The organism is Acidovorax sp. FJL06 (assembly GCF_003852545.1).
GTDB lineage: Bacteria > Pseudomonadota > Gammaproteobacteria > Burkholderiales > Burkholderiaceae_C > Acidovorax.
On record NZ_QAJR01000024.1, the window covers coordinates 17,755 to 39,534 of the forward strand.

At 66.1% G+C, this 21,780-nt stretch carries 17 protein-coding genes; 9 read left to right on the forward strand and 8 right to left on the reverse strand.

Going from position 1 to position 21,780, the window contains the following annotated elements:
- The first annotated feature begins 42 nt into the window (after window positions 1–42).
- On the forward strand, window positions 43–1,530 hold the full coding sequence (ubiD, locus tag DBV10_RS14305) for a 4-hydroxy-3-polyprenylbenzoate decarboxylase (protein ID WP_124514289.1): 1,488 nt from the start codon (window positions 43–45) through the stop codon (window positions 1,528–1,530).
- 109 nt (window positions 1,531–1,639) lie between these two features.
- Here the strand turns inward: ubiD and DBV10_RS14310 are convergent, their stop codons facing one another.
- Entirely contained in the window at window positions 1,640–2,392 is a 753-nt protein-coding gene (locus tag DBV10_RS14310; protein ID WP_124514290.1) for an SOS response-associated peptidase, read from the reverse strand.
- A 214-nt stretch (window positions 2,393–2,606) separates the two neighbouring features.
- On the opposite strand from DBV10_RS14310, the gene DBV10_RS14315 reads away from it, so the two are divergent.
- On the forward strand, window positions 2,607–3,896 hold the full coding sequence (locus DBV10_RS14315; protein ID WP_124514291.1) for an acyl-CoA dehydrogenase family protein: 1,290 nt from the start codon (window positions 2,607–2,609) through the stop codon (window positions 3,894–3,896).
- A gap of 102 nt (window positions 3,897–3,998) precedes the next feature.
- On the forward strand, window positions 3,999–4,559 hold the full coding sequence (locus DBV10_RS14320; protein ID WP_124514292.1) for a DUF3617 domain-containing protein: 561 nt from the start codon (window positions 3,999–4,001) through the stop codon (window positions 4,557–4,559).
- Here DBV10_RS14320 and DBV10_RS14325 read toward each other — a convergent pair.
- The 3 genes from DBV10_RS14325 to DBV10_RS14335 form a co-directional block, all read right to left on the reverse strand.
- Window positions 4,543–5,703 carry a diguanylate cyclase gene (locus tag DBV10_RS14325; protein ID WP_233589929.1) on the reverse strand — a complete coding sequence of 387 codons (1,161 nt, stop codon included), beginning with the start codon at window positions 5,701–5,703 and terminating at the stop codon, window positions 4,543–4,545. The genes DBV10_RS14320 and DBV10_RS14325 overlap by 17 nt on opposite strands.
- A 251-nt stretch (window positions 5,704–5,954) precedes the next feature.
- Window positions 5,955–6,704 carry a 16S rRNA (uracil(1498)-N(3))-methyltransferase gene (locus DBV10_RS14330; RefSeq protein ID WP_124514293.1) on the reverse strand — a complete coding sequence of 250 codons (750 nt, stop codon included), beginning with the start codon at window positions 6,702–6,704 and terminating at the stop codon, window positions 5,955–5,957.
- Window positions 6,705–6,768: 64 nt separating this feature from the next.
- Window positions 6,769–7,911 carry an aminoglycoside phosphotransferase family protein gene (locus DBV10_RS14335; RefSeq protein WP_124514294.1) on the reverse strand — a complete coding sequence of 381 codons (1,143 nt, stop codon included), beginning with the start codon at window positions 7,909–7,911 and terminating at the stop codon, window positions 6,769–6,771.
- A gap of 117 nt (window positions 7,912–8,028) precedes the next feature.
- Between DBV10_RS14335 and DBV10_RS14340 the strand changes: the two genes are divergently transcribed.
- The 3 genes from DBV10_RS14340 to rsmA all read left to right on the forward strand — a co-directional run bounded on the left by DBV10_RS14340 (window position 8,029) and on the right by rsmA (window position 12,721).
- Entirely contained in the window at window positions 8,029–10,443 is a 2,415-nt protein-coding gene (locus tag DBV10_RS14340; protein WP_370451173.1) for an LPS-assembly protein LptD, read from the forward strand.
- Window positions 10,444–10,447: 4 nt separating this feature from the next.
- Window positions 10,448–11,875, forward strand: a complete 1,428-nt coding sequence (locus tag DBV10_RS14345; RefSeq protein WP_124514295.1) for a peptidylprolyl isomerase — start codon at window positions 10,448–10,450, stop codon at window positions 11,873–11,875.
- A 66-nt stretch (window positions 11,876–11,941) separates the two neighbouring features.
- On the forward strand, window positions 11,942–12,721 hold the full coding sequence (gene rsmA, locus DBV10_RS14350) for a 16S rRNA (adenine(1518)-N(6)/adenine(1519)-N(6))-dimethyltransferase RsmA (protein ID WP_124514296.1): 780 nt from the start codon (window positions 11,942–11,944) through the stop codon (window positions 12,719–12,721).
- 303 nt (window positions 12,722–13,024) lie between these two features.
- Here the strand turns inward: rsmA and DBV10_RS14355 are convergent, their stop codons facing one another.
- The 4 genes from DBV10_RS14355 to DBV10_RS14370 form a co-directional block, all read right to left on the reverse strand.
- On the reverse strand, window positions 13,025–13,237 hold the full coding sequence (locus DBV10_RS14355; RefSeq protein WP_124514297.1) for a hypothetical protein: 213 nt from the start codon (window positions 13,235–13,237) through the stop codon (window positions 13,025–13,027).
- Complete coding sequence (locus DBV10_RS14360) at window positions 13,216–13,641, reverse strand: barstar family protein (protein WP_015016366.1); 426 nt, start codon at window positions 13,639–13,641, stop codon at window positions 13,216–13,218. Before DBV10_RS14360 ends, DBV10_RS14355 begins: the two co-directional genes overlap by 22 nt.
- A gap of 140 nt (window positions 13,642–13,781) precedes the next feature.
- Window positions 13,782–14,189 carry a ribonuclease domain-containing protein gene (locus DBV10_RS14365; RefSeq protein WP_124514298.1) on the reverse strand — a complete coding sequence of 136 codons (408 nt, stop codon included), beginning with the start codon at window positions 14,187–14,189 and terminating at the stop codon, window positions 13,782–13,784.
- A 155-nt stretch (window positions 14,190–14,344) separates the two neighbouring features.
- Window positions 14,345–16,687 (reverse strand): NADP-dependent malic enzyme, encoded by a 2,343-nt coding sequence (locus DBV10_RS14370; protein ID WP_124514299.1) that lies wholly within the window; start codon window positions 16,685–16,687, stop codon window positions 14,345–14,347.
- Window positions 16,688–17,091: 404 nt separating this feature from the next.
- On the opposite strand from DBV10_RS14370, the gene cysC reads away from it, so the two are divergent.
- The 3 genes from cysC to DBV10_RS14385 all read left to right on the forward strand — a co-directional run.
- A complete protein-coding gene (cysC, locus tag DBV10_RS14375; protein ID WP_124514300.1) occupies window positions 17,092–17,607 on the forward strand; it encodes an adenylyl-sulfate kinase in 516 nt (171 codons plus the stop codon).
- Between the two features lie 33 nt (window positions 17,608–17,640).
- Complete coding sequence (locus DBV10_RS14380; RefSeq protein WP_124514301.1) at window positions 17,641–18,498, forward strand: sulfotransferase; 858 nt, start codon at window positions 17,641–17,643, stop codon at window positions 18,496–18,498.
- A partial coding sequence (locus DBV10_RS14385; RefSeq protein ID WP_124514302.1) for a DUF4347 domain-containing protein occupies window positions 18,495–21,780 on the forward strand: 3,286 nt, incomplete at its 3' end. The genes DBV10_RS14380 and DBV10_RS14385, both read left to right, overlap by 4 nt.

The window sequence follows — 21,780 nt, forward strand, 5'->3', positions numbered from 1 at the left end:
AAAAGCGCTGGCGCCCTGTTTTGTTCAAAGACTGGTACTGATATGGCCTACCGCGACCTGCGCGACTTCATGGCCCAGCTCGAAGCCACGGGCGACCTGCGCCGCGTGGCGGAGCCGGTTTCGCCCCACCTGGAGATGACCGCGCTGAGCGACCGTGTACTGCGCGCCGGAGGGCCAGCGCTGCTGTTCGAGCAGCCCACGGGCCACCGCATGCCGGTGCTCACCAACCTGTTCGGCACCACCGCCCGCGTGGCCCGCGCCATGGGCGTGGCCGACCTGCGCGGCGTGCGCGCTTTGGGCGAATTGCTGGCCACCCTCAAGGAGCCCGAGGCCCCCAAAGGCTTCAAGGACATGCTGGGCATGGGCCAACTGCTCAAGACCCTGTGGAACATGGCACCCCACACCGTGGCACGCGGCGCGCCCTGCCAGCAGCAAGTGTGGGAGGGGCCCGATGTCGATCTGGCGCGCCTGCCCGTGCAGCACTGCTGGCCCGGCGACGTGGCACCGCTCATCACCTGGGGCCTGACCATCACGCGCGGCCCGCGCAAGGCGCGGCAGAACCTGGGCATCTACCGCCAGCAGGTGCTCTCGCGCAACCAGGTCATCGTGCGCTGGCTGGCCCACCGGGGCGGGGCGCTGGACTTTGCCGACCACTGCGCCGCCCACCCCGGCCAGCCCTACCCCGTGGCCGTGGCGCTGGGGGCCGACCCGGCCACGCTGCTGGGCGCGGTCACGCCCGTGCCCGATTCTTTGAGTGAATACCAGTTCGCCGGCCTGCTGCGCGGCGCACGCACCGAGGTGACGCCCGCATTGGGCGTGCCGCTCTCGGTGCCCGCCACCGCCGAGATCGTGCTCGAAGGCCATATTCAGCCCGATGCGAACCATGCGACAGGCTGGCAGCATGCGCTGGAAGGGCCGTATGGCGACCACACCGGCTACTACAACGAATGCGCTGAGTTCCCCGTGCTCACCGTGGACCGCATCACGCTGCGCAAGGACGCGATCTACCACAGCACCTACACCGGCAAACCGCCCGACGAGCCCGCCGTGCTGGGCCTGGTGATGAACGAGCTGTTCATCCCGCTCTTGCAAAAGCAGTTCCCCGAGATCGTGGACTTCTACCTGCCGCCCGAAGGCTGCAGCTACCGCATGGCGGTGGTGAGCATCCGCAAGGCCTACGCGGGCCATGCACGGCGCGTGATGATGGGCGTGTGGAGCCACCTGCGCCAGTTCATGTACACCAAGTTCATCGTGGTGGTGGATGCCGATGTGGACGTGCGCGACTGGAAGGACGTGATCTGGGCCATCACCACCCGCATGGACCCGGCGCGCGACACGCTGCTGGTGGAGCACACCCCCATCGACTACCTGGACTTCGCCTCGCCCGTGAGCGGCCTGGGCAGCAAGATGGGGATGGACGCCACGAACAAATGGCCGGGCGAAACCCAGCGTGAGTGGGGCCGCCCCATGCGCATGGCCGAGGCGGCCACGGCGCGGGCGGAGGCGCTGTTTGTGGCGCTGGGTTTGTGAAGCGCGTGCGTGCCGGACCACACGCCCTCCGTTCGGGCTGAGCCTGTCGACGCCCTGCGCAGCGTTTCGACACGCTCAGCGTGAACGGTGGGGAGGGGGATCAAAGGCCTCAGTCCAGCCACCCCTTGGGCACCTTGTCCGCCTTCTTCTCCACCGGGTTGGCCGTGAGCCACTGCGGTGCGTACTGGCGCATGAACTCCTTGGCCTTGTCGGGCCGGGCCGTGAGCCAGGCGTCGTAGGCGCCTTCGTTCAGGATGGCGGGCATGCTCTTTTCGCTGCCGGGCTGCTGGTAGCGCTGCAGCAGCGCGTGGTTGTTGGCGTTCACGGTGAGCAGGCAGTAGCTCACGATCACCTCGCCGTCGCTGCCCTGCCAGCGCGCCCACAGGCCGGCCACGCCCATGGGCTTGCCGTCCACGCGGGCGATGCGGGTGGGCACGGCCTTGCCGGTGCGGAAGTCGTCTTCATAAAACGCCTGCATGGGCACGATGCAGCGCTGGCCGTTCAGCCATGCGTCGCGGAACGCCGTGCCGGTGGAGGCCAGGTCGGACTTGGCGTGGGCCAGCTTGGGCGCGCGCAGCTTCGCGTCGGACGCGGACTTGACCCAGTGCGGCACCAGGCCCCACTGCGCAGGCACCAGCACGCGGGTGGTGTCGGCATCGGCCTGGCCTTCGGCGGTGGGGGCTGCTGTGGCCTCTCCGGCCGCAGGCGGGTGGGCCATCGCTGCTGCCGTTGCTGCATGGACGATGAAGCCCCCCGGTTTGCGCGGCCACAGATGGCGCTCGCCCAGTGTGGCAGGGGGTTCCACCGCAAACGCCTCGCGGTAGCTGTTGGCGGGGTGCAGGGTTTCGTAGTGCGTGCTCATGGTGCGATGGTACCGGGCGCCAGGGTGATTGATCTAGAAAAAATGCCTGCTGGCGCTTTATGGGTAAGCGCTATCAGCTATGAAAATAGTAGCTACTGCATGCATGCATGCATGCATGCAGGCCGGGCATGGCGTCGCCCGGGCGCGTGACCTGGGTCAAGCCCGGTGTCGCATGGGTTGTGACGCGTGCCGGCGCGGTTTTCACAATGGCCCCATGGACTTCGCACCCTCATCCCTGGCCCGTGAACTGCATGAACGCCTCACGGCCTTTATGGACCGCTATCTGCTGCCCTACAACGCCGCCTGGCATGCGGCCGTGGCGGCGGGCGACTACCCGCCGCCGTTCCTGGACGACCTCAAGGCCCTGGCGCTGGAAGAAGGCCTGTGGAATTTGTTTTTGCCCACGCTGCGGGAGGACGAGCCGGGCACGCGCCTGTGCAACCTCGACTATGCGCCGCTGGCCGAGGCCATGGGCCGCCTGCCCTGGGCGGCCGAGGTGTTCAACTGCCAGGCACCGGACACCGGCAACATCGAGCTGCTGCACCGCTTTGCCACACCCGCGCAGCGCGCGCGCTGGCTGCAGCCGCTGCTGCAGGGGCAGACGCGCTCGGCCTTTGCGATGAGCGAGCCCGATGTGGCCTCGTCCGACCCCACCAACCTGCAGACCACGGTGCGGCGGGAGGGCGATGCGCTGGTGCTCAGCGGCCGCAAGTGGTTCATCACCGGCGCGGCCCACCCGCGCTGCAGGCTGCTCATCGTGCTGTGCCGCAATGCAGACGCCGATGGCGCATCCAGCCACGCGCGCCACAGCATGGTGCTGGTGCCCGCCGATGCACCGGGCGTGTCGATCGTGCGCAACATCAGCGTGCTGCACCACCACGCGCCCGAAGGGCACTGCGAGATCCTGCTGCAGGGCGTGCGGGTGCCTGCCGACCACCTGCTGGGCGACTGGGGCGCGGGTTTTGCGATGGCGCAGGCGCGGCTGGGCCCGGGCCGGGTGCACCACTGCATGCGCACCATCGGCCAGTGCGAACTGGCGCTGCGCCTGGCCACCGAGCGCGCGCTGGAGCGCACGGCCTTTGGCAAGCCGCTGGCCGAGCAGGCCAACGTGCAGGAGTGGCTGGCCGAGTCGCGCATCGAGATCGACCAGGCGCGGCTTTTGGTGCTGCACGCGGCCTGGCTGCTGGACCAGGGCGATGCAGCCGATGCGCGCCAGGTGCGGGCCCAGGTGGCCGCCATCAAGCTGGTGGCCGCGCGCCTGCAGCAGCGGGTGGTGGACCGTGCCATGCAGATTTTTGGTGCCATGGGCCTGTCGCCCGACACACCGCTGGCCGCGTTCTGGACCTGGGGCCGCGCGCTGCGCCTGATGGACGGGCCCGATGAGGTGCACCTGCGCACGGTGGCGCGGCACGAACTGGCCCGGGCGCGTGCAGGGCTGGGGGATTCTGGCGCCTGGTTCACCACGCCCGAGCAGATGCGTGCACCGCCGCACTTGAGCACTTGAGCGCTTGAGCGCGTGACGGGGGCGCTTTGCGCACGCTGCACTTGGCAGCCCGGGGCGGCTTGGAGATACTGGCCACCATTCCCCACTCTGGAAGACCACGCTATGCACCCGCCTGCGATTGCCCTGACCACGGCTGTGTTGTTGATCGGCGCTTTGGCCCCTGCCCACGCCCAGGTGCAGAAGATGCGCCCCGGGCTGTGGGAGCACAGCGTGGTGATGAAAAGCGAGAGCGGCCAGATGGAGGCGGCCATGGCGCAGATGCAGAAGTCCCTGGCCGGCATGACGCCCGCGCAACGCCAGCAGATGGAACAGATGCTGGCCCAGAAGGGCGTGGCCCTGGGGGCGGGCGGCAGCACCAGCACGGTGAAGGTGTGCATCAGCCCCGAGCAGGCCGACCTGGACCGCATTCCTGCGCAGGAGGGCTGCACGCAGACCGTGCAGCGCATCGGGCCGAACGCCGTGACCATGCGCTTCAGTTGCCAGGGTGCGCAGGGGCAGCCGCCCACCCTGGGCGAGGGCACCCTGACCTTCAACGGCCCCACGGCCTACACGGGCCAGTTCAAGGTCCAGACCAGCGCCCACGGCAAGCCCGACCAGCTGGACATGGCACAGACCGGCAAGTGGCTGGCTGCCGATTGCGGCGCGCTCAAACCCGCGCGTTGAGGGGCGGCCCTGCGGCGGGCCTCGGCCCGCTGGGCGCCACCACCCACCGGTTGCGCCCCAGGGCCTTGGCGGTGTAGAGCGCCTGGTCGGCACGCTCGAGCGTGTGCACCACGGTGTCGCCCGCCATGTGCAAGGCCACGCCCGCCGATACCGACATGCGCAACGTGCCTGTGGCGTGGGGGATCTCCAGCGCCTCCACCGCCAGCCGGACGCGTTCGAGCAGCTCGCGCGCGTCGTCCAGGGGGGTGTCGCAGAGCATCAGCACGAACTCTTCGCCGCCCCAGCGGGCCAGTACATCGGTGTCGCGCACGCTGGCGCGCACGGTGCCGGCAAAGGCCTGCAGCGCGCGGTCGCCCATGGCGTGGCCGTGCTGGTCGTTGATGGGCTTGAAATGGTCGATGTCGAGCTGCGCCAGCAGCAGGGGGCGGCCGCTGCGCAGGCTGCGGCGGTGTTCCAGCTGCATCAGGTCCAGCATGGCGCGGCGGTTGAGCAGCCCGGTCAGCTCGTCGCGCGTGGCCAGTTCGCGGTTGATGTCCAGCGCCTGGGCCAGGGCCTCGCGCTGCTGCTGCAGCCGCGCACGGATGCGGTGGATGCGCAGGTTCAGCGCGATGCAGCCCACCAGCACGATGACCACCATCAGCGCATAGGCGGTGTCGAGGTAGCCCAGCGGGTCGGCCCTGAAACGGGTGGCGGCCCCGATGGCGCAGGCGAAGGCCAGCAGCGCATAGGTGCCGATGCCGATCACCTCGGCCACCGTGAGGCCGAAGGTGCCAAAGAACAGGATCATGGCCAGCACGCTGGGCACCAGCCCGCGTGCCTCGCCCGCCAGCACATAGGCCACGGCGCCGCTGGTGATGGTCCAGGCCATCTGGGGCAGGGTGAGCGAGGGGTCGCGCAGCTGCAGGGTGGCCCCCGAGCGGATGAACGCCGCCATCACGGCCAGCCCGCCCACCGACAGGGCGGCCCACCAGTGCACGGCAGGCCTGTCCACCGCCGTGCTGGCATGCGCCACCAGCAGCATCACGCCTGCGCTGCTGACCATCAGCAGCAGGGCCAGCAACGCCATGCCGACCAGCGTGGCCCGCCGGGGATCGGTGGAGAGGATCACGTCCCTGAGGCGCTGCCTGCGGGAGGGGTGGCGCAAGATGGAATCTCCTGCCTGAGGGTGGGGCCTCGCGCGGGGCGCGGCCGATCGGGCATTCTAGGCCGCAGGGTGCCGTGTGTATAGCGCCAGGGAGGCTCTTCACGAACCGAGCGGAAAGTGTGCGCTGCGGATCGGGATGGGCGGCAAGGCGTCCAGCGCAGCCATAGCCGTAGCTATGGCGAGCATTGACAACGTGGCAGACCGCCCGACACCGCAGATGCACACGGCGCGAGGGTCCGTGAAGAACATCCCTATAGCAGGGTGAGCGCCGCCAGGGCCGCCAGCGGCGCGGTTTCGGCCCGCAGCACGCGGGGGCCCAGCGTGACGGGGGCAAAGCCGTGCTGCAGGGCCAGGTCTTCCTCGGCGCTGCTGAGCCCGCCTTCGGGGCCGGAGAGGAACAGCACGGGCTGCGGCACGCCCCCGGGGGCTGCAGCCGCCGCCTGGTGCAGCGGCGCGGTGCCGGGGCGCAGCGACAGCAGCAGGCGCTGGGCGGGCTTTGCCGTGGGGGCGGCCGGTGCTGCCTGCGTGCGCACCCAGGCCGCGAGGTCGATGGCGTCGTGCACCCGGGGCACGCGGTTGCGGCCGCATTGCTCGCAGGCGGCCACGGCCACGGCCTGCCAGTGGGCGATCTTCTTGTCGGCGCGCTCGCCCTTGAGCTTGAGCACGCTGCGTTCGGCCACCAGCGGGGTGATGCTGGCCACGCCGAGTTCGGTGGCCTTTTCCACCAGCCAGTCCATGCGTTCGTTGGCCGTGATGCCTGCGAGCAGGTGCACGGCGCGGGGCGCCTCGCGCTCCTGCGCGTGGTGTGCGCCCACCTGCACGCGCACATCGCTGCGGCCCATTTTCAGCACGGTGGCGTCGAACTCGCCTCCTTCGCCGTTGAAGAGCATCAGCGCATCGCCGGGCTGCAGGCGCAGCACCTGCACATGGCGCGCGGCGCCGGGGGGCAGGTCCAGCTCGGCGCCGGTGCTCAGCGGGGCGGGGCAGTGAAAGCGGGGCATGCTATTGGTTTGGTAGCTGTTAGCGCTTGATGGATAAGCGCTAGAGGCCGATTTTTGTCAATCATCACATCCGTCCGTAGGCGAAGCCCACCACGGGCTCGGTGCCTTCGATGCGGTCCAGCATCTTGAGCAGCGGGCCCAGCTGGCGGTAGCGGTTGGCCGTGGCGCGGATGTAGGCCATGAAACGGGGCGCGTCGGCCAGGTACTTGGGCTTGCCGTCGCGCAGCGTGAGCCGCGCGAAGATGCCCGCGACCTTGAGGTGGCGCTGCAGGCCCATCCACTCGACGCTGCGGTAGAACTCGCCGAAGTCATCGCCCCAGCCGCTGGCGCTCGCGGCGCCCAGCAGGCCGGCCTTGCGCGCCTTTTCCCAGTAGCGCACGGTGATGTCGATGACGAATTCCTCTTCCCAGCTGATGAACGCGTCGCGCAGCAGGCTGGCGATGTCGTAGGTGATGGGGCCGTAGACCGCATCCTGGAAGTCCAGCACCCCCAGGGGGGCGCCTGCTTCGACCGGGGCCATGAGATTGCGGGTCATGAAGTCGCGATGCACGTAGACGCTGGGCGCCGCGAGGTTGTGCGCCACGATGGCATCGAACGCGCCTTGCAGCGTGGCCTGTTCCGTGGCGTCCAGCGTGACGCCCCGGTGCCGGGCCAGGTACCAGTCGGGGAACAGCGCCAGCTCGCGGCGCAGCAGCGCCTCGTCGTACGCGGGCAGCACGCCGGGGGTGGAGGCCTTTTGCCAGTCCAGCAGCACATCGGTGGCCTGCTGGTACCAGGCGTAGGCGTCCTGGGGCTTCTCGGGGTTCAGCCGCTCGATCACGGTCTGGTGGCCCAGGTCGGACAGCAGCATGAAGCCGCCGGGCCCATCCCAGGCCAGGATGGCGGGCACGTTCAGGCCGGCGGCCGCCATGAGGCCCTGCACCTGCACAAAGGGCTGGCAGTTTTCCTTGTCGGGCGGTGCATCCATCACGATGCGGCTGGCGCCGGTGGCGCTGTCGATGCGCAGATAGCGCCGGAAGCTGGCGTCGGCCGACGCCGGGCGCAGGGTGGCGGGCAGCAGCTGCTGGGGGCCGATCAGGGGGGCCAGCCAGGCGTCAAAGGCCGCTTTGCGGGTGGCGTCGGGCCAGGCCACGGGGGGCAAGGCGGCGGCTGTGGCGGCCGCGCCCAGGGGCGCACCGGCGGGTGATGGAGGGAATGGGTGGCTCATGGATAATCCGATTTTACAAACCCGCTCCGGGCGCGCCCCCCGCGCTGCCCGGGGCGGGCCTTTCTTCATCTGCCACAGCCCCAACCGCCCCACGTGCCACGCTGCAAGCCCCCCACCGTGCAGACCGCCCCCTCCCTTCGGCCCCGGCCCGCCACGGCACAGGCTGCGCGGCTGCGTCCCCCCGTGCCGCGGGCCCTGGCCTATGGCGTGGCGCTGGCCTGCTGCGGCTGGCCGCTCGCGGCCCTGGCCCAGGGCCCGGCGCCCAGTGCCTGGGATGCGCCGCCCGCGCTGCGCACCTCGCCCCTGCTGCAGGAAAAGATCCCGGATGCCGTGCGGCCCCAGCTGCCCGTGTTCGTGAAGGGCGACCATGTCAGCGGCCAGACCGACCTGAATGCGCTGATCGAGGGCAATGCCGAGCTGCGCCGGGGCGACACCGTGATCCACGCCGACCGGCTGGACTACAACGTGCCCGAGGACCTGGCCAAGGCCAACGGCAAGGTGCGCATCAACCGCGCGGGCAATGTGTACGAAGGCACGGCGCTGGAGCTGCGGGTGGATGCGTTCGAGGGCTTCTTCAGCGACGCGCGCTACCGCTTCCTGGTCACGCAGGCGCATGGCGAAGCCACGCGCGTGGACTTCATCGACCGCTACCGGGCCGTGGTGCACAACGCCACCTACACCACCTGCGAGCGCGGCAACGAAGACAGCTGGGAGCCCGACTGGGTGCTGCGCGCGGCCACGATCCGCATCGACAACGAGGAAGAGGTGGGCACCGCCGAAAACGCGGTGCTGGAGTTCAAGGGCCTGTCGGTGCTGCCCATCCCCTACATCACCTTCCCGCTGTCGGACAAGCGCAAGTCCGGCCTGCTGCCGCCCACCATCGGCCTGGACAGCCGCGACGGCCTGGCGTACATCCAGCCCTATTACTGGAACATCGCCCCCAACCGCGACGCCACGCTGCGCGCGGCGCTCATGACCAAGCGCGGCGCCAACCTGGGCGGGGAGTTCCGCTACCTCGAGCCCACCTACAAGGGGCAGATCAGCGGCGATGTGATGCCCACCGACCGGCTGCGCGACCGCGTGCGCTGGAGCTTCTCGGGCCAGCACCAGGGCGTGCTCGACACCGGCATCGGCGGGCTGGGGCTGAACCTCAACCTCAACCGCGTGAGCGACGACAACTACTGGCGCGACTTCGGCCGCGCCTCCGAGCCGCTGCGCCAGCGCCTGCTGCCCAACGACGCCTCGCTGTCGTGGGCGCGCAATGACATGTCGGCCACCGTGCGCACGCTCAAGTGGCAGACGCTGCAGGACGCGACCTCGCCCATCGTGCCGCCGTATGACCGCATGCCGCAGCTGCAGTGGCGCTATGTGCCGTCGCAGCTGGGCGGCGGGCTGGACGCCAGCGTGGAGCTGGATGCCACGCGCTTCGAGGCCGCCCGTGCGCTCACCGGCCAGCCCAATGCCAACCGCAGCTATGCGATGGCGCAGATCAGCCGGCCCTTCCTGTCGCCCGGGGGCTTCATCACGCCGCGCCTGCAGTTGCACGCCACGCAGTACCAGTTCGATGCGCCCCTGTCCAACGGCGACCGCTCTGCCAGCCGCACCCTGCCCACCTTCAGCCTGGACAGCGGGCTGGTGTTCGAGCGCGACGCCGCCTACTTTGGCCGCGCCTTTCTGCAGACGCTGGAGCCGCGCGCGTTCTACACCTACACGCCCTACCGCGACCAGAGCCGCCTGCCGGTGTACGACACGGCGGCGAATGACTTCAATTTCGCCACCATCTACACCGAGAACGCGTTCGGGGGCAACGACCGCCTGGCCGACAACAACCTGCTCACGCTGGGCGTGACCACCCGCCTGCTCGACCCCGCCACGGGCGCGGAAGCCGTGCGCTTCGGCATTGCCCAGCGCCTGCGCTTCTCGGACCAGAAGGTGACGCTGCCCGGCGGCACGCCCGTGAGCGAGCGCCTGTCCGACCTGCTGCTGGGCGCGGGCATCAACTGGACGCCGCAGTGGGGTTTTGACTCCACGGTGCAGTACAACCCCAAGACCGGCCAGTCCCTGCGCTCGACCATCGGCGCGCGCTACAGCCCCGGCAACTACCGCACCGTGAGTGCGGCCTACCGCTTGCAGCGCGGCACCAGCGAGCAGATCGACGTTGGCTGGCAATGGCCCCTGAACGACCTGTGGGGCGACAAGGGCCAGGACCTGGGTGCAGGCCGGGGCCAGGGCGGTGGGCGCTGGTACAGCGTGGGCCGCCTGAACTACAGCATCAAGGACCGCAAGCTCGTGGACACCGTGGTGGGGCTGGAGTACGACAGCTGCTGCTGGATCGGCCGCGTGGTGCTGGAGCGCCTGCAAAGCAGCGTGACCACCTCCAACACCCGCCTGCTGTTCCAGATCGAGTTCGTGGGCTTCTCCCGCCTCAGCCTGGGTTCCAGCCCGCTGGAAACCTTCAAGAAAAATGTGCCGCGCTACCAGAACCTGCGCGAGCAGGTCTCGGCGCCCAGCCGGTTCAGCAACTACGACTAACGCCATGAATCACCGTGCATTTGCCCTGGCCCTGGCCGCCCTGGCTTCCCTGACCCTGCAAGGCGCTGCAGCGCAAGGCCTGCGCCCCTCCGGCGCGTCGGCATCCGGCAAGAGCGGCCTGTCCGCGCCGTCCTCCCCCGCGGCGCGGCCGGCGGCCACCCCGTCGATCACGCTGCCCGCGCCCGGTGCGGACACGGTGCCCCGCTCGGCAGACTTCATCGTGGCCGTGGTCAACTCCGAGCCCGTGACCAACTACGAGGTGCGCTCGCGCCTGGTGCGGGCCGAGGCCCAGCTGGCCAAGCAGGGCGGTGCCATGCCGCCCCGCGACGTGCTGGCGCGCGAAGTGCTGGAGCGCATCATCCTGGAGAAGGTCCAGCTCCAGCAGGCGCGCGACACGGGCATCAAGGTGGACGATTTCGCGGTGTCGCAGGCCGAACAGGGCGTGGCACGCCAGAACGACATGACGGTGGACCAGTTCTATGCGCGCCTGGCCCGCGATGGCATGGGCAAGGAGCGCTTTCGCGAGGAACTGCGCAACCAGCTGCTGCAGCAGCGCCTGCGCGAGCGCGAGGTGGAGGCCCGCGTGAAGGTATCCGACCTGGACGTGGACCAGTTCCTGCGCGAAGAGCAAAAGGGCACGGATGTCGCGTCCATGGAAATCAACCTGGGCCATGTGCTCGTGCTGGTGCCCGAGAACGCCAGCCCCGTGCAGATGGCCGAGCGCCAGGCACGGGCCCAGCGTGCCGCCGACCGCGTGCGCGCCGGCGAAGACTTTGCCGCCGTGGCGCGTGAGATCTCCGACGCGCCCGAAGGCCAGCGCGCGGGCGGCCTGCTGGGCCTGCGCCCGGCCGACCGCTACCCCGAACTGTTCGTGAACTCCACGCTGGGCCTGTCCGTGGGCTCCATCGTGGGGCCCGTGCGCTCCCCGGCAGGTTTCCACGTGCTCAAGGTCGTGGAGCGCGTCACGGCGGGCATGTCCACCACGGTGGTGCAAAACCATGCGCGCCACATCCTGCTGCGCACCGGCCCCCAGTTGTCCGAGGCCGCTGCCGCCGCCCGCCTGGCCGACTACCGCCGCCGTGTGCTGAGCGGCACGGCCGATTTCGCGGCCCTGGCGCGCGAGCATTCGCAGGACGGCAGCTCCAAGGAAGGCGGCGACCTGGGCTGGGCGAGCCCGGGCCGCTATGTGCCCGAGTTTGAGCAGGCCCTGGACACCCTCCGGCCCGGCGGCATCAGCGAGCCCCTGGTGTCGCGTTTTGGCGTGCACCTGATCCAGCTGCTGGAGCGCCGCGAGGCCAAGCTCACCCCGCGTGAGCAGCGCGAGATGGCGCGCAGCGCCGTGCGCGAGAAGAAGCTCGACGAGGCCTATGCCACCTGGGCGCAGGAGCTGCGCGGGCGCGCCTACGTGGAATACCGGGACCCACCCCAATAAGCGCAGCGGCGGCGCCCACGCCCCTGCCCCCACACAGACAGTTCAGACACAACAGGTAAGGCCGCGTTGAAACACATCCCCCGCAAGCGCTTCGGACAGCATTTCCTGTCCGACCACGGCATCATCGACGGCATCGTGCAGGCGATTGCACCGCAGCCGGGCCAGCCCATGGTCGAGATCGGGCCGGGCCTGGCCGCCCTGACGCAGCCCCTGGTGGAGCGCCTGGGGCGCCTCACCGTCATCGAACTGGACCGCGACCTGGCCCTGCGCCTGCGGCTGCACGGGCAGCTCGACGTGATCGAGTCCGACGTGCTCAAGGTCGACTTCACTGCGCTGGCCCAGGCGATGCGCGAGAAGGCCGCACAGCCCGGCCTCAAGCTGCGGGTGGTGGGCAACCTGCCCTACAACATCTCCACGCCCATCCTGTTCCATCTGCTCGATCATGTGCAGGTCATCGAAGACCAGCACTTCATGCTGCAAAAGGAAGTGATCGACCGCATGGTGGCCGCGCCGGCCACGGGCGACTATGGCCGCCTGTCGGTGATGCTGCAGTGGCGCTATGCCATGGAGAACGTGCTGTTCGTGCCCCCCGAGAGCTTTGACCCGCCCCCGCGCGTGGACAGCGCCGTGGTGCGCATGGTGCCGCGTGCCGAGCCCGCGCCCCTGTCCGTGCCGCTGCTCGAAGAGTTGGTTCAAGTGGCGTTCAGCCAGCGCCGCAAACTGCTACGCCACACCCTGGGCCGCTGGCTGGAGGCGCGCCAGTTCGCCGGCGATTTCGACACCCAGCGCCGCGCCGAAGAGGTGCCCGTGGACGAATACGTGGCCCTGGCGCAGAAGTGCTCTTGATTTAATAGCTACTTGCGCTTGCTGGATGGGCGCTAGGGCCTGATTTCCTTGGATTCAGCGCAGTGTCTCAGAGGGCCCCGCTCGCCCTGGCTTCGACAGGCTCAGCCCGAACGGATGGGGGAGAGGCGTCGGAGGTGCCTACATAGCCAGGTGGTTTGACTCAGGACGCTAGCAACTGGCACGGCCCAGACCCGCGACCGCCGCGCAAGGGCCGCCCCGCCGCGCTGGCGGTGTCCCCCTTCCCGAATGGCGCAGCCATTCGGGAAGGGGGAAGGCGCGCAGCGCCTCAGGGGGATGGCGAATTCAGGCGGCGCTCAGCCAGTACCCGGCATTGAAGGGGCTGCTCATGCGCAGCGCCATGGGAGACACGTCAACAAGCTTGTCGGTGGGCATTTTTTCGGCGGCGTCACCACCGATTTCGATGCCCTCGACACCACCCTTGGTGCCGGTAGCCTCGTTCGCCCGTTCTGCTTGGCTGGTGGTTGCAGAACGGGCTACAGAAAAGAATAGAAACACCGGAAGGGGATCTTGCGGTCACCCCAGTAGTCGGCGGCATCGCGGAAGATGTCCAGCAGCTGCTCGCGCGCTTCCTTGTCGAACTTGCCCGTGGCGGGGATCTGCTCCAGCACCACAATGAAACCGGGCTGTGGGCCCGATTTGTGCAAAGGGTCAGTCATGCAGTCGTACAAGGCGTCGAAGTTCTTGCCGAAGTGCGACGGGAAGGTGAATTGCGCGGCAATCAGGTCCAGCACATCCTGTTTGGACTGCGCGTGGGCCAGGTTGGCGTACAAGAAATGATGACCCATGGAGGTGGCTGCATCCTGCAGGTCCTGCACGCGGAAGGCGCGAATGGACTGCACGATGTTGGTGCGCACGCCACGCAGTGGCGTTTCCAGGTCTTTACGAAGTGGCGTCTGCATCTCCGCTACTCTTTCTTTATAAAGTCCACAAACTTCTGGCTTGCCGCCAGGCTGCGCGGGGCGGCCTGTGGGTGGGGGAATTCAAGGGGGTGCGATGTGCGCTCCCAGCTCTGCGCTGGTGGGCGTGCACCGCATCGGGGTCACTCGACGATTTCGCGAAAACTGGCGTAGTGGTCGCCGGTGTAGTAGCAGGCGTCCGGTGTCCGGGGCTTGCCGCCACACACGATGCGCCGGGCTCCCCGGTCACGCGATCCTGGTGTTCTGACGGTGTATTCGCGGTAGTAGCCCCGCTTGTGGGCGGGCAACAGCCGCTCGCGATTGCCGAAAACCGTTCCGTCCTTGTCGTACGGAAAGGGCCCGCCTTCACGGATCAGTGCATAGGTTGACCGCCCTTGGGGCGGCAACTCGGCCAGTGCGATGGGGGTGATGGACCCGCCCTCGGACGGGGGTTTTCGGGCGTGTCCCGCAACCGGGGACAGCACGAACGCAACACCCAAAACACACAATAACCCTGCTTTGCGCGCCCGGGTGGCTACAGCCTTCAGCATCAACGAAACCTTTCAGAAACTACGGGTTAACCCGAAATTTCGAGCCGCTAGTGTCGCTCAACGGTCCCCAAAAAGCAAGCGTCTGCACAAAGATTGGGCAGACGCTGAGGGGTTATGCAAGCCTATATAGTTAGTGCTTGCTATCTTGCTATGGCTTACCGTAAAGCATTGGCGTCTGCCACGGTGAGCGCTGTCATGTTCACAATCCGGCGCACGGTGGCGCTGGGTGTCAGGATGTGGACCGGTTTGGCCGCCCCCAGCAGCACGGGGCCAATGGCGATACCACCGCCGGCCGCGGTCTTGAGCAGGTTGTAGGCGATGTTGGCGGCATCGATGTTGGGGAACACCAGCAGGTTGGCATCACCCGTGAGTTCGCTGCTGGGCATGAGGGCGGCGCGGGCCTTGCCGTCCAGCGCCACGTCGCCGTGCATCTCGCCGTCCACTTCCAGCCAGGGGGCCTGCTGGCGCAGCAGTGCGAGCGTCTGGCGCATCTTCACGGCGCTGGGGTGGTTGCTGGTGCCGAAGTTGGAGTGCGACAGCAGCGCGGCCTTGGGCTTGAGGCCGAAGCGCATCATCTCCTCGGCGGCCAGGGCGGTGATCTCGGCCAGTTCCTCGGGGGTGGGGTCGTAGTTGACATGCGTGTCCACCAGGAACACCTGGCGGCCGGGCAGCATCAGGCCGTTCATGCAGGCGTACACCGGCACGTCCTGGGCCGTGCTGTCGGCGCCGCCCGCGCGCTTGCCGATCACCTGGTCGATGTACAGCAGGTGGTTGGCCGTGGTGCCCCAGGTGCCGCAGATCAGGCCGTCCACCTCGCCCTTGTGCAGCATCATCGAGCCGATCAGCGTGAGGCGCCGGCGCATCTCGATCTTGGCGACCTGCTGGGTGATGCCCTTGCGCTCGGTCATGCGGTGGTAGGTCTGCCAGAAGTCGTTATAGCGGTGGTCGAAGTCGGTGTTGACCACGTCGTAGTCCACGCCTTCCTTCAGGCGCAGGCCGAACTTCTCGATGCGCTGGGCGATGATGGCCGGGCGGCCGATCAGCGTGGGGCGGGCCACTTTCTCGTCCACCACGATCTGCGCGGCACGCAGCACGCGCTCTTCCTCGCCCTCGGCGTAGGCCACGCGCTTCTTGGCCGCAGTGCGGGCCGCGTCGAAGATGGGCTTCATCGTCGTGCCCGAGGCGTAGACGAAGGTCTGCAGCCGGTCGCGGTAGGCGTCCATGTCGGTGATGGGGCGCTGTGCCACACCGCTGTCCATGGCCGCCTGGGCCACGGCCGGCGCGATCTTCATCATCAGGCGCGGGTCGAACGGCTTGGGGATCAGGTATTCGGGGCCGAAGGACAGCTTCTCGCCCACGTAGGCGGCGGCCACCACCTCGCTCTGCTCGGCTTGGGCCAGCTCGGCGATGGCGTGCACGGCCGCGATTTCCATCTCATCGGTGATGGTGGTGGCGCCGCAGTCCAGCGCGCCCCGGAAAATGTAGGGGAAGCACAGGACGTTGTTCACCTGGTTGGGGTAGTCCGACCGCCCCGTGGCCATGATGATGTCGCTGCGCACGCTGTGCGCCAGCTCGGGCATGATTTCGGGGTTGGGGTTGGCCAGCGCGAAGATCACGGGGCGCTCGGCCATGGTCGCGACCATCTCGGGCTTGAGCACGTTGCTGGCCGACAGGCCCAGGAACACGTCGGCGCCGGTGATCACCTCGGCCAGCTTGCGCGCGTCGGTCTTTTGCATGAACTGGCGCTTGTCGTCGTCCATCAGCTCTTCACGGCCTTCATAGACCACGCCGGCCAGGTCGGTGACGAACACGTTCTTGCGCTGCACGCCCACCTTGAGCAACAGGTTCAGGCAGGCCAGCGCCGCAGCGCCCGCGCCACTGGTCACGAGCTTCACGTCCTCGATCTTCTTGCCCGCCACCTTGAGCGCGTTGACCATGGCGGCCGCCACGGTGATGGCCGTGCCGTGCTGGTCGTCGTGGAAGACCGGGATCTTCATGCGCTTGCGCAGCTCGCGCTCCACGTAGAAGCAGTCAGGGGCCTTGATGTCTTCGAGGTTGATGGCGCCGAAGGTGGGCTCCAGCGCGGCGATCACTTCCACCAGCTTGGCGGGGTCCTTCTCGTCGATCTCGATGTCGAACACGTCCACGCCGGCGAACTTCTTGAACAGCACCCCCTTGCCTTCCATCACCGGCTTGGAGGCCAGCGCGCCGATGTCGCCCAGGCCCAGCACGGCGGTGCCGTTGCTGATCACAGCGACCAGGTTGCCGCGCGCCGTGTAGCGAAACGCGTTGGCCGGGTCCTTGACGATCTCTTCACAGGGTGCGGCCACGCCGGGCGAATAGGCCAAGGCCAGATCGTGCTGGTTGACCATCTGCTTGGTGGCGGCAATGGCGATCTTGCCGGGCTTGGGAAACTCGTGGTACTCGAGAGCGGCGCGGCGCAGCTGGGCGCGTTTGTCGGGATTGTTGTTGTTCTCGGCCGTGGTGTTCTCGGGCATTCAGTGTCTCCAGCGCAGTCAAAAAGTCAGTCAGGATGAAGCAAAAAACCGTGCCGCAGTGGGGCTGCAGCGGGCTGTCAGCTTTGTAAGGGTCTGCGATTGTAGGGGGCGGGCGGTAAAAACCCTAGTAAGCGGATCTGCTTATATGGGTGCGGGTGTTGTGACTTTTCTCGCTCCATGCGCGCAGCTGTTTTGGGTCTCTTCCTATGAAGGACGGACAAAAGTCGCGGTTTTTCAGGGCCGTGGGACGAGATTTTTCGGGGAAATAAAGAGTGACAACATAGGGGGCATTGGTTAAAACCCATGGTCTCCAAATTGTTAATCCTTTGAGGCCTGGGCCTTGCGTGCCCACAAGCGGTACCTGCGGAACGCGCAGGAGTGCTGGATGCCTCTCTTCTTTTCTTATGAAACCAGAAACGGCCACCACCTGGTGGCTCACAGGCTTGCCAGGCTCCGGCAAAACGACCTTGGCGCAAGCCTTGGCAGCAGCCTTGCGTGAGCGCGGAGAACCCGCCTGCGTGATTGACGGGGATGAACTGCGCACGGGCCTGTGCAAAGACCTGGGGTTTGACGAAGCCAGCCGGGCAGAGAACGTGCGCCGTGCAGCACACCTTGCGCACATGCTCAACGCCAATGCCATCCACGCCGTGGTGGCCATGGTCTCCCCCGCATCCGCAGCACGCGCCGCCGCCTACGCCACGATAGGCGTGGAGCGCTGCCAGGAAATCCATGTGAGCACCCCGCTGGAAATCTGCGAGCAGCGGGACCCCAAGGGCCTGTATGCGAAAGCGCGGACCAACCAGCTGACACAGATGACCGGTATACAGGCGGCCTATGAGGCGCCCGTGGCGCCCACATTGCGCATTGATACCAGCCAGACCAAATTGCCTGCTGTTGTGCAGCAACTGCTCCGGGCCTAGGCGCCGGCGTTCACCCGACTTATCGCTCTTCTCATGGCACTCTCGACCCCTCCCCGCTACCACTTTATCTCGGGCTTGCCCCGTTCTGGCTCCACCTTGCTGGCCGCCATCCTGCGGCAAAACCCCCGTTTCCAAGCCGGAATGTCCAGCCCGGTGGGCGCTTTCGTGAACTCCATCCTTACGCAAGTCAGTGCGGGCAGTGAATTTGCCACGCAAGTCGACAACGTACAAAGAAAAGATATTCTCACCGGCCTGTTTGATTCCTACTACCGCAAGGAGCGCGACAAAGGCGTCATTTTTGACACCAATCGCGTGTGGTGTGCCAAGCTGCCCATGCTATTGGATCTGTTTCCTGATGCAAAAATCATTGCCTGTGCACGCAATGTGGCCTGGATCATGGACAGTATTGAGCGGCAATATCGCAGCAATCCCTACGAAAACACCAAACTGTTCGGTAGCAACATGTCACGCAGTACCGTGTACCAGCGGCTGGAGGGATTGGCGCAGCACGACCAGTTGGTAGGTTTTTCCTGGGCCGCTTTGCGGGAGGCGTTTTATGGTGAGCATGCCAAGTCGATCCTGGTCATTGACTATGACCTGCTCGCCCAGGCGCCGGAGAAAGTCATTGGCCTGCTGTACGACTTTATCGGTGAACCCCAGTTTGTGCATGACTTTGAGAAGCTGGCCTATGACGCCCAAGACTTTGATTTGCAGTTGGGCTTGCCGGGGCTGCACCGAGTGCGACCCAAAGTCGAGTTCTCCGAGCGGCGCACCATTATCCCCCCCGATTTGTTTGAAAAATTCTCCAAGATGACTTTCTGGAGCGATCCCAGCGGGAGCGCAGCCAACGTCATTGCACCTAAGCCCGCACTGAAGGACGCCACTGTATGAGCCAAACCTCTGCCATGACATTCATGAACCTCGCCATTCAATCCCATGCTGGCAACCGCGCCCAGGCCTCGGGTATGGGGTCGCCAGACTTGGCGCATCTGGAGATCTTGAGCGATCCACTTTGGGGTGCCAACGCAATGAATGCGGCCCAGCCGGTGCGCACGGAGATTGTCTTTGTTGAAAGCAATGTGGGTGATATGGCCACGCTGTTGCAAAGCATCGGTGCTGGCAAGGAGGTTCACGTTCTCGACGCTGGCGAAGACGGACTGCAGCAGATGGTCGACCTGTTGGTGGGCCGCAGCAATATTGATGCGATTCACATCATTTCGCACGGCAAGGAAGCATCGGTCAACCTGGGGGCACTGTTTCTGGACCAGGACAACCTCTCTACTCATGCCGCACAGTTGCAGGGCATAGGCCAGAGTCTGAACAAGGGTGCGGACATCATGCTGTATGGCTGTGATGTGGGCGCTGGAAATGGGCAGGCTTTTGTCAACCAGTTGGCCATCGCCACGGGGGCGGATGTTGCGGCATCCAACAATTTGACAGGGAGCGCCCAACTGCAAGGTGACTGGGACCTGGAAGTCAAGGCGGGAAATATTGAGACGCAGTCGATTGCGAGTCTGGCGCTGTCACGAGATTATGCAGACGTGCTAAATATTACGAATGCCACGCTTAATTTTAATACGACAGCCAACTTCAATGCGCCTGGAAATCCTGGCAACTATGTGAATGGAGCATCGAGCGATGTTATCTATCAAGTTAACGGCAATTCATCCTATTTATTTCGTATCAATGGAACAGCGGAGGACGTCTCCAGTGACCCCGCTGGGTACGTCACGATGGATTTCAACGACACCGGCACCGAGACATCTGTTGTATTCTCTTTTCAAAATGGTCAGCAATTTGATGCGGTTTCTGTAAATTTTATAATGCAGGCTGTAGCTCAGGATTTGGTTTTTAAGGGGTACGACGCCGAAAATAATCTGATTGCAACCAATTTCAAAACCGTTACCGGTGCTGGCGGTGCCGTCAATCCGTTGAATTTTGTGGGCATGACCGGGGTTACCCAGATCGTCATGACAGCCACGAGCAATGGCAATAAGGTTAAATACATATCGCTGGACGACTTTGTTCTGGCCAACATCCAGCCACCGGCAGCCTCGATCACGAGCGCCACTTACAACGCCAGTACTGGGGTGTTGAGCGTCACCGGTGCAAACATGACGACGGGCGATACCATCGACCCGAGCAAACTCACACTCACCGGCCAAGGCGGCGCTACCTACACGCTGACCAGTAGCACAACAACCGCCAGCAGCGCCACCGCGTTCTCGGTGACGTTGAACGCCGCTGACAAACTGGCGGTCAATGGGCTCTTGAATAAAGCCGGAACCTCCGCAGTAGACACGACCACCTTCAACCTGGCGGCAGCGGCGAATTGGGATTCCACGGCCAGTGCACCAGCCGACCTCACTGGCAACGGTATTACTGTCAGCGGCGTCACGCCACCCACGATCACCTCGGCTACCTACGACGCCAGCACCCACATGCTGACCGTGACCGGAGCTAACATGGTGGGCGCACCCGGTGGTAGCAACGACATCACGGTCAGCAAGCTAACCCTGACAGGCGAGGGCGGCTCCACCCATGTGTTGACCTCGTCCAATGTGGACGTCACCAATGCCACGACCTTCAGTGTGACGTTGAATGCCACCGACCAGGCGGCGGTGGAGCAGATACTGAACAAGAACGGAACCAGTTCCACCGGTGGCGCCACCTTCAATCTGTCCGCCGCAGATGACTGGAACACCGTCATCAATGGCAGCGATATCTCGGATGCCACCAACGGCGTGACGGTGAGCAACGTGGCCGTGCCGACCATCACCAGCGCCACCTACAACGCCTCAACCGGCGTGCTGGTCGTCACGGGGACGGGCTTTCTCAAGCTCAACGGGGCCAACAACGACATCGATGCCAGCAAACTCTCGTTTGTGGGCGAAGGTGGCAGCTCCTACCTTCTGACCTCGACCGGCGTGGAGATCACCAGCGCAACGAGCTTTACGGTCACGCTCAACGCCACGGACCTGGCAGCGATCAACCAGATCGCCAACAAAAACGGAACCAGCTCCACGGGAGCCACGACCTACAACCTGGCGGCCGCAGAAGACTGGGCTGCAGGTGCAGACTCGGCCGTGGTGGTCGCAGACCTCACAGGCAACGGCGTGACGGTGAGCAACGTGGCCGTGCCGACCATCACCAGCGCCACCTACGACGTTTCAACCGGCGTGCTGGTCGTCACGGGGACGGGCTTTCTCAAGCTCAACGGGGCTAACAACGACATCGATGTCAGCAAACTGGTTTTCAAGGGACAAGGGGCTTCCACCTACAACCTGACCACCAGCAGTGTAGAGATCACCAGTGGCACCAGCTTCAGCGTGACACTCAACGGCACCGACCGGGCAGGCGTTAATGCGATCGCCAACAAGAACGGCACAAGCTCTTCGGATGCCACCACCTACAACCTGGCTGCAGCGGAAGACTGGGCCGCAGGCGCAGATGCGGCCGTGGTGGTCGCTGACCTGACCGGCAACGGTGTCACGGTCAGCAACGTGCCCAGTGCCACCATCACCAGCGCCACATACGATGCCGCAACGGGCGTCCTGTCGGTCACGGGCGTCAACATGGTCGCGGGCGACACCATTGATGTTTCCAAGCTCAGCCTCACCGGCCAGGCTGGCTCCTACACGCTGACCACCGCCAACGTCACCGCCAGCAGCGCCACCGCCTTCTCGGTCACGCTCAACGCAGCCGACAAACTGGCCATCAACGGCATCCTGAACAACAACGGCACCACGGCGGTGGACACCACCACCTTCAACCTGGCGGCCGCAGCCAATTGGGATGTTTCGACCTCGGCGGCTGCTGACCTGACCGGCAACGGTGTGACCGTCAGCAACGTCACGGCCCCCACCATCACATCAGCCACCTACGACGGCACCACCCACGTCTTTACCATCACCGGCACCAACCTGGTCAAGACCATCGGTGCAACGAACGACATCACGGTCTCCAAGCTGACCATCACGGGTGAAGGTGGCGCCACCCGTACGCTATCGACCACCGGCAATGTGGAAGTCACGTCTGCCACCAGCTTCACCTTCACCCTGGCGGGCGCCGACATCGCGGCCGTTGACAGCCTGCTCAACAAGAACGGCACCTCTTCCGCCAGCAGTTCAACCACCTACAACCTCGCTGCGGCCGACGACTGGGACAGCGTGG

Coding starts and splice junctions, on each gene's coding strand:
- ubiD (WP_124514289.1), top strand. CDS start 43: ATGGCCTACCGCGACCTGCGCGACTTCATGGCCCAGCTCGAAGCCACG.
- DBV10_RS14310 (WP_124514290.1), bottom strand. CDS start 2,392: ATGAGCACGCACTACGAAACCCTGCACCCCGCCAACAGCTACCGCGAG.
- DBV10_RS14335 (WP_124514294.1), bottom strand. CDS start 7,911: ATGAGCCACCCATTCCCTCCATCACCCGCCGGTGCGCCCCTGGGCGCG.
- DBV10_RS14330 (WP_124514293.1), bottom strand. CDS start 6,704: ATGCCCCGCTTTCACTGCCCCGCCCCGCTGAGCACCGGCGCCGAGCTG.
- cysC (WP_124514300.1), top strand. CDS start 17,092: ATGAAACCAGAAACGGCCACCACCTGGTGGCTCACAGGCTTGCCAGGC.
- DBV10_RS14365 (WP_124514298.1), bottom strand. CDS start 14,189: ATGCTGAAGGCTGTAGCCACCCGGGCGCGCAAAGCAGGGTTATTGTGT.
- DBV10_RS14345 (WP_124514295.1), top strand. CDS start 10,448: ATGAATCACCGTGCATTTGCCCTGGCCCTGGCCGCCCTGGCTTCCCTG.
- DBV10_RS14370 (WP_124514299.1), bottom strand. CDS start 16,687: ATGCCCGAGAACACCACGGCCGAGAACAACAACAATCCCGACAAACGC.
- DBV10_RS14320 (WP_124514292.1), top strand. CDS start 3,999: ATGCACCCGCCTGCGATTGCCCTGACCACGGCTGTGTTGTTGATCGGC.
- DBV10_RS14380 (WP_124514301.1), top strand. CDS start 17,641: ATGGCACTCTCGACCCCTCCCCGCTACCACTTTATCTCGGGCTTGCCC.
- DBV10_RS14315 (WP_124514291.1), top strand. CDS start 2,607: ATGGACTTCGCACCCTCATCCCTGGCCCGTGAACTGCATGAACGCCTC.
- DBV10_RS14360 (WP_015016366.1), bottom strand. CDS start 13,641: ATGCAGACGCCACTTCGTAAAGACCTGGAAACGCCACTGCGTGGCGTG.